The organism is Paucisalibacillus algeriensis (assembly GCF_000577245.1).
Classification (GTDB): Bacteria; Bacillota; Bacilli; order Bacillales; family Amphibacillaceae; genus Ornithinibacillus.
The window spans coordinates 64,833-79,675 of the sequence record NZ_CBYO010000011.1; the positions used below are offsets into that span (position 1 = coordinate 64,833).

Genomic DNA, 14,843 nt, shown 5'->3' on the forward strand with positions numbered 1-14,843 from the left:
GGAAAGGTAAATAATTATTGAATTTTATAGGCAAAAACCGTTACAGAATGATAGTTAGAGGGATTTTATAAAAAATAAATAAACCAAGCAACTTTTTATTGCTTGGTTTATAATTAATGCTCTACCTTTTCAAATATTAATGATCGCATCCAATGCTGTTTTTATCAGCGGCTGCTGTTTTTCCAGATAATGGGTCTCCACCTGTTGATTCGATTACTTTATTGGTTACTTCCCTTGCAATTGTTCCAGACACAAGTTGTAATACATCATTTACGACGATTTGCGTCTCTTTGAATTCTTGAACAATAGGGATTTCGTCAATTTCTGCTTGAAGACGATCAATTTCATCTTCAATTCGTTTTAAAGCTTCTCTTTTCTCGTATGCTTGAAAATTAACTGCTTGCTTTTGCAGGGTTTTAATTTTTTGAATTAATTTGGTAACTTTTTGGTTTTCGTTTAATTTCGCTTCTACTTGTTTAAAACGATCTATTTCTTCTGTATTAGCTAGCATCTCTGCAAGTTTTCTTGCTTCTTCTAGTACTTGTGTACGTGTATATTCTGCCATTTATTTCACCTCTACCGTATTTTCAACCATGACTCCATTCAAGGACCATGTCTTTGCCTCAGTAATCTCAACATCTACAATTTTACCAATTGCAGATTTTGGTCCTATAAAGTTAACTAGTTTATTCTTTTCTGTATAACCAGCAAGAACATTTGGATCTTTTTTACTTTCGCCTTCTACTAGTACCTTTACAGTTTTGTTTTTATACGACTTCATAGAAGCTGCTGATTGCTTGTTAACAAGCTCATTTAAGCGATAAAGCCGTTGCTTTTTCACTTCTTCCGGAACATCATCCTTCTTTTTCGCAGCAGGGGTTCCTTCGCGAGGTGAATAGATAAATGTATATGCCGCTTCAAAACCTACTTCTTCAACAAGAGTCATTGTTTCCTCAAATTGTTCTTCTGTCTCATTTGGAAAGCCAACAATAATATCAGTTGTTAGGGTTGCATTTGGTATCGCCTTACGAATTTTGCGTACTAATTCCAGATAATCCTCACGAGTATATTTACGATTCATTCGTTTTAAAACTTCACTGCTTCCAGATTGAACTGGCAAGTGAATATGGTCTAGTAAGTTTCCACCTTTTGCAAGAACTTCAATTAGGTGATCATCAAAGTCTCTCGGGTGGGAAGTAGTAAAACGTACTCTTGGAATATCGATTTTATACATATCATCCATTAAATCACCGAAGCGATAATCCATATCCTCGAAGTCTTTTCCATAGGCATTCACATTTTGTCCAAGTAGTGTAATTTCTTGATAGCCCTGTGCTGCTAAATGACGAACTTCTTGAATAATATCTTCTGGTCGACGACTTCTTTCTTTACCACGGGTCATAGGAACAATGCAGTAGGTACAGAATTTATCACACCCATACATAATATTTACCCATGCTTTTATGTTGCCTTTACGAACTTTTGGAAGGTTCTCAATAATATCGCCTTCCTTAGACCACACTTCTACTACTTGAGCTTTACTAAACATTGCTTCTTGTAGTAGGTTTGGTAATCGGTGAATGTTATGGGTACCAAACACAATATCAATATGCTGATGTTTCTTCAAGATACGGTCTACGACTGATTCTTCTTGGGACATACAACCACATACACCTAGAATCAAATCAGGTTTCTCAAGTTTTAAAGGCTTTAAGTGACCGATTTCTCCGAACACTTTATTTTCCGCATTCTCACGTATTGCACACGTGTTAAGTAAGATAAGATCTGCTTCAGTAGTTTCTGTTGTAGATTCATAACCCATTTCTGTCAGGATACCAGCCATTACCTCTGTATCATGCTCATTCATTTGGCATCCATAGGTTCTAATTAGGAACTTTTTCCCTTGCCCTATACTTTGAACCTCTTCTGGGATTTGAAAATCATAGTGGAATTGAACTTCTTCTCTACGACGCTTTCTAGCTTTCTTTAAATCAGGTGGTTGATAGCTAGTTTGGAAATACTTTGCAATCAAGTCATCACTAGAAATATTTTTAATTCGGTCGATATTATCTTTCTCAGAAAGTTTATCCGCAGATTGAACTGGGTTAATTTGAGCTTGTTCAAGACGTTGCTTCTCGTTCATGAATCGATCTCCTTTCTATCTATAAAAAGAAAAATAGTATATGTATAGTTGTTCATTATAACAGTATAAAGCCTTTCTGCGATTTTAACAATAAATGTGAAAAAACGACACAATAAAATCACAAAAAGTGGAAGCTGTTTAAAATAGAAGGCTGTTTTCTAAAATAATACTGTATTTTCCGGGCATTGAATCTGATACATAGTAGATAGAAACTGTGCAATAATGATTGGTTGAGCATCTTACCCGCTCCGGAAATACACTCCGCTTTTACTTCCAGTACAGGGGCGACATCTGCTCGAAAGAACCTCGCAGTGTCTTCTTTACCTCTTGGCGGCTGGTGAGCTTCCTCAGAGCTAAAGCTCTTGCGGGCTCTGACCTATGACTATCCTCCCGGTAGGAGACTCCTCGAAATTAAAAACCAATTTTCTTCGTGCGATGTTATGCTGCCGAAGTTTTCCTTGTCTTGCGGGAATAGTACGTATCCGAAGACCCGCAAAAGTGGTGTTTCCTCGAGGAGGCTGAGGGCCGTACCTATGTACTGGAAGTTAAAGTGGAGTATTCTGCCGAAGCGGTATCCATAGCACTCTATTCGTTAAGAAAGGGATATTTGACAGTAATTACCGCACAGTTTCTATTAATGGAAACAAACTGTATTAAAAGCCAATATAAAAAAGTGCTGCGCTATAATACGCAACACTATGTAAACTAATTCAATTATCGAGGTTCTACAATTAATTTAATTGCAGTCCTTTCTTCATTGTCTATCATGATATCTGTAAAGGCTGGAATACAAATTAAATCTACTCCACTAGGTGCTACAAACCCTCGCGCGATTGCAACTGCTTTTACGGCCTGGTTTAATGCTCCAGCGCCAATAGCCTGAATTTCCGCTGTGCCACGTTCGCGTAATACGTTCGCAAGTGCTCCCGCTACTGAATTTGGATTTGATTTTGCTGAGACTTTTAATATATCCACTACTAGTACCTCCTTCATTTCCTATTATAGTTCTACTGATACTATATTCTTGGAGACGTTAGCTTATAACCATATTATGCATCAAGAATTCACAAAATCTAAATTACCATATCATCTTAACCTAGGAGAAAAAAGGATTGTCCTCATTTATCATTATTCTTTCAATCTTATTTGCTTTACCATCTTCGTCATTGATATTTATTAATACACCATTGAGTTGGGTACGACCTATTTCATCCGGTTCAAAACGAACTGGTAAACTAGTTAAAAACCTTTTCAGGACAGCATCTCGTTCAACCCCTAGAATTCCATCATAAGGACCAGTCATCCCCACATCTGTAATATATGCAGTACCACTTGGTAAAATGCGATTATCTGCTGTTTGGGTATGAGTATGTGTGCCGACAACAGCACTTACCCTTCCATCAACGTACCAACCCATTGCTTGTTTTTCACTTGTTGCTTCAGCATGAAAATCCAGAAAAATAATGTTTGTTCTTTTCTTTGCTTGTTCAATTAATTCATCCGCTTTTCTAAATGGATCATCAATTGCAGGCAAAAAAGTACGACCTTGTAAATTTAGGATTGCGATTTCTTTACCGTTCATATTGAGAAAAGTAATTCCTTTCCCAGGCGTACCAACTGGAAAGTTAGCTGGTCTTATTAGATTTTTTGCATCATCAATAAATTCAAATATATCTTTTTTATCCCAGGTGTGGTTACCCATTGTTATAATATGCGCTCCCCATTCCATAAATTGCTTATAAATCTTTTCGGTAATTCCCTTTCCTGAAGCGGCATTTTCACCATTAATAATGACCACATTAGGTTTGTACTTTTCTTTTAATTTAGGTAAATATTCCTGTACCATATCTCGTCCTGGTGAACCAAATACATCACCTATGAATAAAATTTTCATTTTTTTAATCATCCTATCGTTATTATATATATATCATTATTTTAAGTTTTCCATATCCTTTATATAAAGTCAAAGTTATTGAAAAACAAAAAAGTGGGGTTTTTATCCCCCACTTTTGCAGTGTCATTTATTTCGCATATTCAACTGCTCTTGTTTCACGAATAACGGTCACTTTGATATGACCTGGGTAATCAAGTTCGCTCTCAATACGTTTACGAATATCACGTGCAACACGTGCAGAATCAATATCATCTATTTCATCCGGCTTTACCATAATACGAATCTCTCTTCCGGCTTGAATTGCAAATGATTTTTCTACACCTGCAAATGACTCGGAAATTTCTTCAAGCTTTTCTAATCGCTTGATGTAATTTTCCAATGTTTCACTTCGAGCTCCAGGGCGAGCAGCAGATAATGCATCTGCAGCGGCTACTAGAACAGAAATGACGGAAGTAGGTTCTTCATCACCATGGTGAGAAGCAATCGCATTAATGACTACTTCGTGTTCTTTGTATTTCATTGCTAGCTCTTTACCGATTTCAACGTGGCTTCCTTCAACTTCATGATCAATTGCTTTACCGATATCATGAAGTAATCCAGCTCTTCTAGCTAATCTTTCATCTTCACCTAATTCAGCAGCAAGTAGTCCTGATAAATATGCAACTTCTGTTGAGTGCTTTAATACATTTTGACCATAGCTTGTACGATATTTTAGACGACCAAGTATCTTGATAAGATCAGGATGTAGACCATGTACTCCAACTTCAAATGTTGTTTCTTCTCCAACTTCTCGTATATATTCATCAACCTCACGACGAGCTTTATCCACCATTTCTTCAATTCTTGCTGGGTGAATTCTGCCATCCTGTACTAGTTTCTCTAATGCAATACGAGCAGTTTCTCTACGAACTGGGTCAAAACCAGATAATATTACAGCTTCTGGTGTATCATCAATGATTAAATCGATTCCTGTTAATGTTTCTAATGTACGAATGTTTCGACCTTCACGACCAATAATACGACCCTTCATTTCATCATTTGGAAGATTTACAACAGATACGGTAGTTTCAGCAACGTGGTCCGCAGCACAACGTTGTAAAGCAAGAGACAAAATACTTTTTGCTTTCTTATCTGCCTCTTCCTTGGCACGATTTTCAGCTTCTTTAACCATTATCGCTGATTCGTGTGCTAATTCCTTTTCAAGCCGCTCTAAAATGATAGTCCTTGCCTGATCAGTAGTATATCCAGAAATGCGTTCAAGCTCAGTTTGCTGCTCTTGTAGCATTGATTCCACTTTGCTTTCCATTTCTTCAATTTGTTGTTGTTTCTCTGTAAGCGATTGATCGCGTTTTTCAAGCGTGATTTCGCGCTTATCTAATGTTTCACTTTTTCTATCCAGATTTTCTTCTCTTTGCATCAGGCGATTTTCTTGCTTTTGTACTTCAGAACGACGTTCACGTAATTCCTGCTCTGTCTGCTGGCGAAGCTTATGGTTTTCATCCTTCGCCTCAAGAAGCGCCTCTTTTTTGGCGGCATCTGCATTTCGATGTGCCTCTTCAACTATTTGCTTTGCTAGATTTTCCGCACTAGAAATTTTAGCCTCGGCAATAGATTTACGAATCAGATAACCAACAAACAAACCGACTATAAGGGAAATTACGATAAGCAAAATGGAGATGAGTAGATTTGAGTTTTCCACGTTTTCACCTCCTCTTGCTATAGAATTTTTTTGATTCGTTCATTCATTCAAATTGTCGGTGTGTACCATATTCAATGAATAATTTAGACTTCGTATAATAAAAATATAAAATTATACAAATTAATTTTATCTGTCCGTAAAAATAATGTCAAGGAATCGACAAAAAAATTATATTAGTTTTCTGAAATTATTATCATATAAAAGGGTATATCCCTTTTTTACAGCTGTAACATAGCTGTAATTTTGGGGATACACCCTTGAAAATTTAAACATCCAGAGTTTCTTGTGTTGCTTCTTCATCATGACGCACTTCAACTTCATCATCTAATTTGTAATGATCTCGAACTGCTTGATGAATTTCAGACATAATTTCTTTGTTTTCTTTAAGGAACTGTTTGGCATTCTCTCTTCCTTGTCCGAGTCTTTCACCTTCATACGCATACCATGCACCACTTTTTTGAACAATGTCAAGATCGGAAGCGATATCCAGAATTTCTCCTTCAATAGAAATACCTTCTCCATACATTATATCTACCTCTGCAGTTTTAAATGGAGGGGCAACCTTATTTTTAACAACTTTAATTTTGGCTCTATTCCCAACCATATCATTCCCTTGCTTTAGGGTTTCTGCACGACGAACTTCAAGTCTTACTGATGAATAGAATTTTAAGGCACGTCCACCAGGAGTAGTCTCGGGGTTTCCAAACATTACGCCAATTTTTTCACGAACTTGGTTAATGAAAATGGCTGTAGTTTTTGATTTATTAATAGCACCTGAAAGTTTTCTAAGCGCTTGTGACATAAGTCTAGCTTGAAGACCCATGTGGGAATCTCCCATTTCTCCCTCAATTTCTGCTTTTGGAACTAATGCAGCTACTGAGTCAACTACAACAATATCAACTGCCCCACTACGTACTAATGCCTCTGCAATTTCAAGGGCTTGTTCACCTGTATCGGGTTGGGATAATAGAAGTTCATCTATATTAACACCTAATGCTCTTGCGTAAGTTGGATCAAGGGCATGCTCTGCATCTATAAATGCTGCTTGTCCTCCTTGTGCCTGTGCTTCTGCGATAGCATGTAGGGCTACAGTCGTCTTACCTGAAGATTCAGGACCGTAGATTTCTATAATTCTTCCTTTCGGGTAACCACCAATACCTAGTGCAATATCCAATGATAATGATCCACTAGATGTAGTTGCTAGTTTTTGACCCGCTTGTTCTCCTAATTTCATAATTGAACCTTTACCAAATTGTTTCTCTATTTGTTTCAAAGCCATATCTAAAGCTTGTTTTCTATCACTCACCGAAACTACCTCCTTAAATTAACTATATCTATCATACATTGTTTTATTCGATTTGCCAAGTGAAAATCGAATAAATGTTCTCATGTTTTTAATGGTGTTTTTCAAATAAAATTCGACTATAGGAAGTATGAAAGTCCTATAATCGAATTTTATGCTTAATAAACCCTACTATTTATTTATTTTAAGAGATTTAATAAAAGTTCATACCCCTTTAATACTGCTCGATAACGAATTCCTTCTCTACTTCCACTAAATTCGTACTTCTGAACGATATGATCACTGTTTTTGATATATAGAGAGATAAAAACCGTACCTACCGGTTTACCCTCAGCTGATTCAGGTCCAGCAACCCCAGTGAAACTAATTCCAATGGATGCATTAAGCAAATTAGCAACATTTTTTGACATTTCCAATGCGCATTCACTGCTAATTGTACCTTGTTTTTGGATGATTTCATCCGATATGTTTAATATATCTCGCTTAACGGAAGTTTCATAACAAACAATTGAACCCTTACATACTTCGGAAGCACCAGGAATGGAAATTAATTTTTCAATAAACTTTCCGCCTGTGAGGCTTTCGGCTGAAGCAATTTTAAGCTGTTTTTCTTTAAGTCTCGTAACAATTGTCCGTTCTAGGGTTTCATCGTTCATACCATAATAATATCCGCCAACTTTCGCTAAAATCTCTTTTTTGACATGATCAAGTAATTGAAAAGCACTCATTTCTGAACTTGCTTTAGCAGTCAAACGAATGATAACCCCATTATCTTGAGCTAAAGGTGCGATTGTCGGATTTTGTTGCTTATCAATAATGTCTTTTAATTCATACTCTAATTGTGATTCACCAATTCCAATAAAACGTAGAATATATGATTTAATGACTTCATTTTGCTTTAATGTTTTTCTTAGATATGGTAAAACCTCGTTTAACATCATGGACTTCATCTCACGAGGAACTCCTGGTAGGAATACCCATGTAGTATCATGATGACGAATAATCATTCCAGGTGCCATTCCAACAGTATTATTAATAACTGTAGCACCTTCGAACACTCTTGCTTGTTTTCGATTATTTGGAGTCATAACAGAATTTATTTTTTTGAAAAATGCTTCAATATAGTCCATCGATGGTTTATGTTCAATCATTTGCAATCCGCTTATTAATTGAAAAGCTTCTCTAGTTAAATCATCTTCTGTTGGTCCCAAGCCACCGGTTACAATGATAACGTCGGACCTTTTTTCCGCAAGACTAAAAGTATCTTTTACTCTGTTTAAGTTATCTCCAACAACTCCATGATACATCACATTAATACCATGTAATGCAAGTTGTTCTGATATCCATTGTGCATTCGTATTTGCAATTTGGCCAAGGAGAAGTTCTGTCCCAACAGCAATAATTTCAGTATTAATTTGTTTCATTATTTTGAATCCCTCATGACATGCCAATTTTTAGCGAAATAATCATAGCCAGAAAGCACGGTAAAGAATAACGCTAGATAAAGCATTATCGTACCAAACGGAAAGCTAATATAAGAGAATGGAAAGTTATGTAATAATAAACTTGCAATTGCTATCATTTGAGTGGCTGTTTTCAGTTTACCCATTTTTCCGGCAGCAAGCACAATTCCCTCACCTGCAGCTACTAAACGCAACCCAGTAACAGCAAATTCTCTACTAATGATGACAATAACAACCCATGCAGGTGCAACTCCCATCTCTACTAAAATAATTAATGCGGAAGAAACTAATAATTTATCTGCTAATGGATCTAAAAATTTGCCTAAATTTGTTACAAGATTATACTTCCGCGCATAATAACCATCTATCCAATCTGTCGCAGATGCAAAGATAAAAATTAATGCCGCTATAAAATGCGAAACTGGCAACACACTATTCCCAATATCCCATTCTCCCCAATTAAATGGGATACTCATCATAATAATAAAAATTGGAATTAATAAGATTCTTGAAACGGTAATTCTATTTGGTATATTCATAAAATTTTACTCCTCCTAAATAAAAGGTAGAAAACCCTTCTTCAGCATTATAGCTTCTAGAAGGGTTTTATCCTACTCATTTGATTCTACAACATTTAACCATAAGCGTTGATGGTCCGCTCCCCTTTGATTCGGATCAACAGGATATTCTAACTCAACCCCATTAATTGTAATGGTTAAGCTTGGTGCATGCCCAACATTTAGATAAATACTTGCTTCATCTGTAAGATCAACAGTTAATGGTTCATCAGGACTAACCATTCCACCGAAAAAGCTTTGTCCATCAGCATTTTGAACATCAAGCCACACCTGTTGACCAGTTGCAACAAATTCAACGTTCAACGTTTCTCCTACATTAGATAACTCAAGTACAGATGTTGGTTTCGTTCCAATTCCCTGTTCGACAACTGTAATACCAAGTTCTGGTTCCTCTTCAGTCGATTCTTCATCTTCTGTAGTTTCATTTTCCGTTGTATCCTCTGTGTCAGAATCTGTTTCAGTTTCATCTGTATCCGAACCTGCACCTGTATTATTATCAGCATTGTCATTTCTATAGAATTCTCTATCTTCCGTTTGTTCAGTTGGAGACTCAGGGTCATCCGTCTCATTTGATTTAGTAATAAACCACCATGCTAAAAAGATAATACCAATAATTAATATAGCAACAATTACGGTTGGAATAAATGAAAAGACAGCAGTACTTTTAGTTGGCATATTATCTTTTCTAGAACGATGAATTCTTGTATACTGTGTTGTTGTTGTGTCCTCTTCGGGTGAAGGAATATCCTCTTTAAAATCCTCCATTAACTGATTAGGATCTAACCCGACCGCTATCGCATATTCCTTTATAAAAGCTTTAGCGTAAAATTTTCCAGGCAGAACTGAGAAATTCTCTTCTTCAATTGCAACAAGATATCTTTTTTGTATTTTTGTAGTATCTTGTAAAGTATCAAGTGAGATGTCTTTTTCAACTCTAGCTTCCTTAAGTCTTGCACCTATTCCCATACATAACACCATCCAATTATTAATCTACACTAAAAAATCCATTGCCCCCGCTAAATTGTGAACTTTCGACTACATCATATGTAATTTCTTCATTCTCATCACTTCGTAGTTCTATAATATAGTCAAAATCATCAATATTATACTCTGTAGATTGGACAAATATATCCGGATGCTCCACAACTTTAATCGCAGGAAGCTGCATAATTTCTCTGATTAACTGCCAGTGCCTCTCGTTAGCTCTTTGTTTAGAAACGATACCATCGATGATAAAAATATTATCAGAACTATATTCACCTTCAATTAGTTGGCTCCTTACCGTTTGCTTAATTAATGTACTAGAAACAAACAGCCATTTTTTATTCGCACACACACTAGCTGCAACTATAGATTCAGTTTTTCCAACCCTTGGCATACCTCTAATCCCAATTAATTTATGGCCATCTTGTTTATATAATTCAGCCATAAAATCCACTAAAATTCCAAGTTCATCCCGTACAAAGCGTACAGTTTTACGATCATCTGCATCTCTATGTATATATTTCCCATGTCTGACTGCAAGGCGATCACGTAATTTTGATTTTCGAATCTTCGTTACGATTATTGTCTCCATCGTTTGTAAAATCAATTTTAAACGTGTTATTTGTTCCGTATTATCTGCAAGCAACAACATGCCTCTTCGACCGTTTTCGACACCGTTTATTGTAACAATATTTATTGAAAGCATACCCAGCAAAGAAGATATCTCTCCCAATAACCCAGGGCGATTAATTTGAATTTCATATTCTAAATACCACTCTGTTTTTGCCACTCAAGAACTCCCCTTTGCCAATTTAACCAAAATGTTCCTATATCTACATAATATATGATTTTCTCAATTGTTTAAAGACATTTCATGAAAATTAATCCAAATGATTTTGATTAGAACATAAAAGAAGCTACGATTCAGGCGTAGCTTCTTTTATGAACATGTTTAGCTTAGCTGTTAGCTTCGTTTTGTACTAATTTCACCATTGAATTAGCAATTGCTTGCTGTTCTTCCTTAGAAGCAGCATTCCATAGCTCACGAAGAACAGCTTCTTCGCTGTTCTTTGCATCGACACTTTTTGCAAGGTAGTCTCCAACCTCATAAGCAACTTGCGAGATCGTTTGTTGTGACATACCTTGTGATTGTGCTTGCTCTAATCTATTTGCCAAAAAATGCTTCCATGAATCAAAATTATCAAGAACAGACATTTTCATTCCTCCTTCTCATGATACATGCATAGTATTTGAATTTATTTTGCGTTTATGCATTTTTCAAATAGAGGAATTATGATACTTCTTTAAAGGACCTAGAGCAGGAGGTGATTATTAGTTCCAACCACCGGTAATTCTAAGTATCTCACCATGAATGTATGCTGCCTTTTCACTTAATAAAAATCCAACTGCATTTGCAACTTCCTGAGGGGTTCCAGGGCGATTTAATGGTATGTCATCTATTAAGATATCCTTATCTTCCGCTGTTAATGGATTCATCTTAGTATCAATAAAACCTGGACTTACTGCATTCACGACTATCCCACTCGGTCCGACTTCTTTTGCGAGCGCCTTAACGAAACTATTTTGTGCCCCTTTAACAGCAGAATATAATACTTCATGGCTTGCACCTACTTCGCCCCAAATGGAAGAAATAAGGATTATTTTACCGGACTTTTTCTTGATCATTTCCGGTAAAATTTCTTTTATTATTGAGAAGGGTGCTTTTACATGGATAGATATTATTTCATCCATAATATTTTCTGGCGTATCCTGAAATAACCCATAATAAGCGACACCACTAGCAAACACAATAGAATCAATCGGATAATAGATTCCTGATACGAAACTCTTTATTCCCTCTGCTCTAGCTAAATCAGCTTTGATAATATCCAATATTGTATCTCTTGGTAGTTCACTCTGAAGGGCCTCAATTGCTTTTTCATTTTGATGATAATGTAATAGTAATGAGTACCCCTCTTTTCCTAATTGAGAAGCAATAGCACTTCCGATTTCCCCACTTGCACCAATAATTAAGACATTTTTCCCCATACGTACTCCTTACCCTGCAACAATTTTACTAACTCCAAGTCTGTCATCCGTTATCCATTCCTTTAAGAATTGATTTGCATCATCAACCGTCAAGCTTTGAATAGTTGGAATTAATTCAAAATAGTCAACTGCAACGGTGTTGTAGTGAATAAATTTACTTGCGATATTTTCAAGTGAATTCATAGAACGCAGTAGTTGACCAATTTTCTTTCGCTTCATTCGCTCGAAATCTTCCTCGGATATTTCATGTGAACTGGTGGACAATAACAATTCCTTAATCTTATCGATGAATTGGTCAGGGTTATCCGTGTTTCCACCAATAATCGAATATCCGTAATTCTTATCTAGATTGGTCTCAAAATAGAAACTTGAATCGATAATATTTTCTTCATAAAGTTGCTCATAAAATTGGCCACTTTTTGAAAAGAAATACGTAATGATCATATCCTGAAGTAAATCTTTTTTAACGAATTTTTCACCTTTCAGTTCATCATGGGATTCTTTGATCCCTACTGTACACTTGGCAACAGAAACAGGCATATTTTGTATAATTTCTTTCTCCGCAACCTCCATAGGCTCGGTAGGATAATAACGTTTTATTTCCTCTAACTTTGCAAATTCTTTATTATTCTGATTTTCATTAATTAAACTCATCATTGAATCAGGGTCAAAATTCCCAGCGATAAAGAATGTCATATTTTCAGGATGATAAAAAGTATTATAGCAAGTATAAAGGTCATCCTTTGTTATTTCACTAATAGATTCAATTGTTCCAGCAATATCAATATTTACAGGTGTATCTTTAAATAAGCTTTTCAATGTCCCCATAAACGATTGCCAATCAGGCTGGTCATCATACATTTTAATTTCTTGGCCAATAATCCCTTTTTCTTTTTCAACAGATTGTTCGGAAAAATATGGGTCTTGGACGAAATCAAGAAGTGTCTTCACATTCTCTTCCACATTTGAAGTAGCAGAAAATAAATAAGCGGTTTTCGTAAAGGAAGTGTATGCATTCGCTGATGCACCTTGCTTGCCGAAATCAGCAAAAACATCTCGGTCCTCTTTTTCAAAAAGCTTATGTTCAAGAAAATGAGCAATACCATCTGGAACCGTTATTTCTTCTGTTTCCCCAATTGGAATAAACGTACGGTCAATAGAACCGTAATTCGTCGAGAATATAGCATACGTTTTTGACATCTGTGGTCTAGGAAGTAGATATACGTCTAATCCATTGTTTAATTTTTCATGAAATAGAGTCTCTTCAATCTGATGATAACCTTTTTTATTCATGTTACTCTCCCCCTTTACTAGTTAATAGGTATACAGTATCTTCTTCAATGCTTTTACCAACTTCAATTACTTCTTCTAGTGTTACTTTCTGGATATTCTCGATAAGTTGATCTGGGCTAATCCGAGTATCAGCAATTACTTGTTGATATAGCATCTCAATTATTCCTTGTGGATGATCTAATGTTTCAAGAAGAGAATTCACAATTAAATCCTTTGTTTCCTTAAGTTCATCATTGGTAATATCGCCATCTTTCATCGCTGTCATTTGCTCTTCCATAATATCCCGTGCTTTTTGGTAGTCTTTCGGTGCGATACCACTAAATACAAGTAAAAGACCCTTATGACTTTCTAACCTGGAAGACGCATAATAAGCAAGGCTATTCTTTTCTCGTACATTAATAAACAGTTTTGAGCCGGGAAAACCACCTAAAACCCCATTAAACACCTGTAATGCGGGATACTTGGAGTCCTGAAAAAGAATATTTGTTCGATAACCGATGTGCAGCTTAGCCTGTTGAACATTTTGCTCTTCAATAACTTCCTTTACCTCTTTTGAGGAAGGGCTTTTATCTGTCTCCACTTTTTTCTCGGTTTTCTGATTACCTTCCCTTTTAAAAGTTGAAGAAATCACTTGTTCCATTTTATTCACTTCAATATCTCCTAAAACATATATATCAATTTGATCGTTTTCTAAAAGATCTTTATAGTATTGATATAAATCTTGGGCCGTTAAACTAGAAAGATCTTCTTCATAACCACTAACATGTGTTTGATAGATCTCTCCCTCGCACATCTCATCGATTAACCTCATATTCGCATATTTCATTTTATCATCGACAATAGATTTAATCTTTTGTCTGAGCGTTTCTTTTTCTCTGTTAAACACCTGCTCCTGAAAACTATTACCATCAATATTAGGGTGGAAAATAACCTCATTTAGTAATCCAACCGCCTCTTCAATGATATTCGACTCATTTGGTATGAACTTTTCATTTGCTACTTCTAGTCTAAAGCTGAGAATATGGCTATTACCTTTTTTTCCGCCATCAATTGAAAGTACAGCACCATATAAATTATCAAGAGCAATTTGTAATTCCTTCCGACTCGGATATTTATTAGGTCCTTGTTGCAGCACATAAGGTAACAACGCTCTCTTTGTGATTGTTTCACGACTTAAAGGTGCACGGAATTTAACGACGATATGAACCGTTTTAAACTTTTCATTTGGTACAAAATGAACATTAAGTCCATTATATTTTTTTACCTCTTCCTTAATGGTTACCATACTTTTTCCTCCATTTTTTTGCATTCCTACATATTCTGTAGTTTGTACGTTTTTTCATAATCAATGAACGTTTTATTAATAACCATAGTTTACCATTTATATGTTAAGTAACAAAAAAAACTGACTTGAAATAAAACATTCAAGTCAGTTTT

Annotated in this window: 14 protein-coding genes; all 14 read right to left on the reverse strand. The window is 35.8% G+C overall.

Annotation, left to right across the window (positions count from 1 at the left end):
- Positions 1–136 precede the first annotated feature (136 nt).
- Entirely contained in the window at positions 137–565 is a 429-nt protein-coding gene (locus tag TY11_RS07585) for a YlbF/YmcA family competence regulator (protein ID WP_042144692.1), read from the reverse strand.
- Positions 566–2,143, reverse strand: a complete 1,578-nt coding sequence (miaB, locus tag TY11_RS07590; protein ID WP_042144693.1) for a tRNA (N6-isopentenyl adenosine(37)-C2)-methylthiotransferase MiaB — start codon at positions 2,141–2,143, stop codon at positions 566–568.
- A 714-nt stretch (positions 2,144–2,857) separates the two neighbouring features.
- Positions 2,858–3,118 (reverse strand): stage V sporulation protein S, encoded by a 261-nt coding sequence (locus TY11_RS07595; protein WP_026906194.1) that lies wholly within the window; start codon positions 3,116–3,118, stop codon positions 2,858–2,860.
- Positions 3,119–3,239: 121 nt separating this feature from the next.
- Entirely contained in the window at positions 3,240–4,037 is a 798-nt protein-coding gene (locus TY11_RS07600; RefSeq protein WP_042144695.1) for a TIGR00282 family metallophosphoesterase, read from the reverse strand.
- A gap of 127 nt (positions 4,038–4,164) precedes the next feature.
- Entirely contained in the window at positions 4,165–5,736 is a 1,572-nt protein-coding gene (rny, locus tag TY11_RS07605) for a ribonuclease Y (protein ID WP_042144696.1), read from the reverse strand.
- 265 nt (positions 5,737–6,001) lie between these two features.
- On the reverse strand, positions 6,002–7,042 hold the full coding sequence (gene recA, locus TY11_RS07610; RefSeq protein WP_042144697.1) for a recombinase RecA: 1,041 nt from the start codon (positions 7,040–7,042) through the stop codon (positions 6,002–6,004).
- A gap of 176 nt (positions 7,043–7,218) precedes the next feature.
- Positions 7,219–8,463, reverse strand: coding sequence for a competence/damage-inducible protein A (locus TY11_RS07615; protein WP_042144700.1), 1,245 nt, complete (start codon positions 8,461–8,463; stop codon positions 7,219–7,221).
- Positions 8,463–9,041, reverse strand: a complete 579-nt coding sequence (gene pgsA, locus TY11_RS07620) for a CDP-diacylglycerol--glycerol-3-phosphate 3-phosphatidyltransferase (protein WP_042144702.1) — start codon at positions 9,039–9,041, stop codon at positions 8,463–8,465. The genes TY11_RS07615 and pgsA overlap by 1 nt, the downstream gene beginning before the upstream one ends.
- Before the next feature lie 72 nt (positions 9,042–9,113).
- Positions 9,114–10,046 (reverse strand): helix-turn-helix domain-containing protein, encoded by a 933-nt coding sequence (locus TY11_RS07625; RefSeq protein ID WP_042144705.1) that lies wholly within the window; start codon positions 10,044–10,046, stop codon positions 9,114–9,116.
- A gap of 19 nt (positions 10,047–10,065) precedes the next feature.
- Positions 10,066–10,854 (reverse strand): DUF3388 domain-containing protein, encoded by a 789-nt coding sequence (locus TY11_RS07630; RefSeq protein ID WP_042144707.1) that lies wholly within the window; start codon positions 10,852–10,854, stop codon positions 10,066–10,068.
- Positions 10,855–11,021: 167 nt separating this feature from the next.
- Entirely contained in the window at positions 11,022–11,279 is a 258-nt protein-coding gene (locus TY11_RS07635; RefSeq protein WP_042144708.1) for a DUF3243 domain-containing protein, read from the reverse strand.
- A 117-nt stretch (positions 11,280–11,396) separates the two neighbouring features.
- On the reverse strand, positions 11,397–12,113 hold the full coding sequence (gene ymfI / locus TY11_RS07640) for an elongation factor P 5-aminopentanone reductase (RefSeq protein ID WP_042144709.1): 717 nt from the start codon (positions 12,111–12,113) through the stop codon (positions 11,397–11,399).
- A gap of 9 nt (positions 12,114–12,122) precedes the next feature.
- Positions 12,123–13,406, reverse strand: a complete 1,284-nt coding sequence (gene yfmH / locus TY11_RS07645) for an EF-P 5-aminopentanol modification-associated protein YfmH (RefSeq protein ID WP_042144711.1) — start codon at positions 13,404–13,406, stop codon at positions 12,123–12,125.
- 1 nt (position 13,407) lies between these two features.
- Complete coding sequence (gene yfmF / locus TY11_RS07650) at positions 13,408–14,691, reverse strand: EF-P 5-aminopentanol modification-associated protein YfmF (protein WP_042144713.1); 1,284 nt, start codon at positions 14,689–14,691, stop codon at positions 13,408–13,410.
- Positions 14,692–14,843 lie beyond the last annotated feature (152 nt).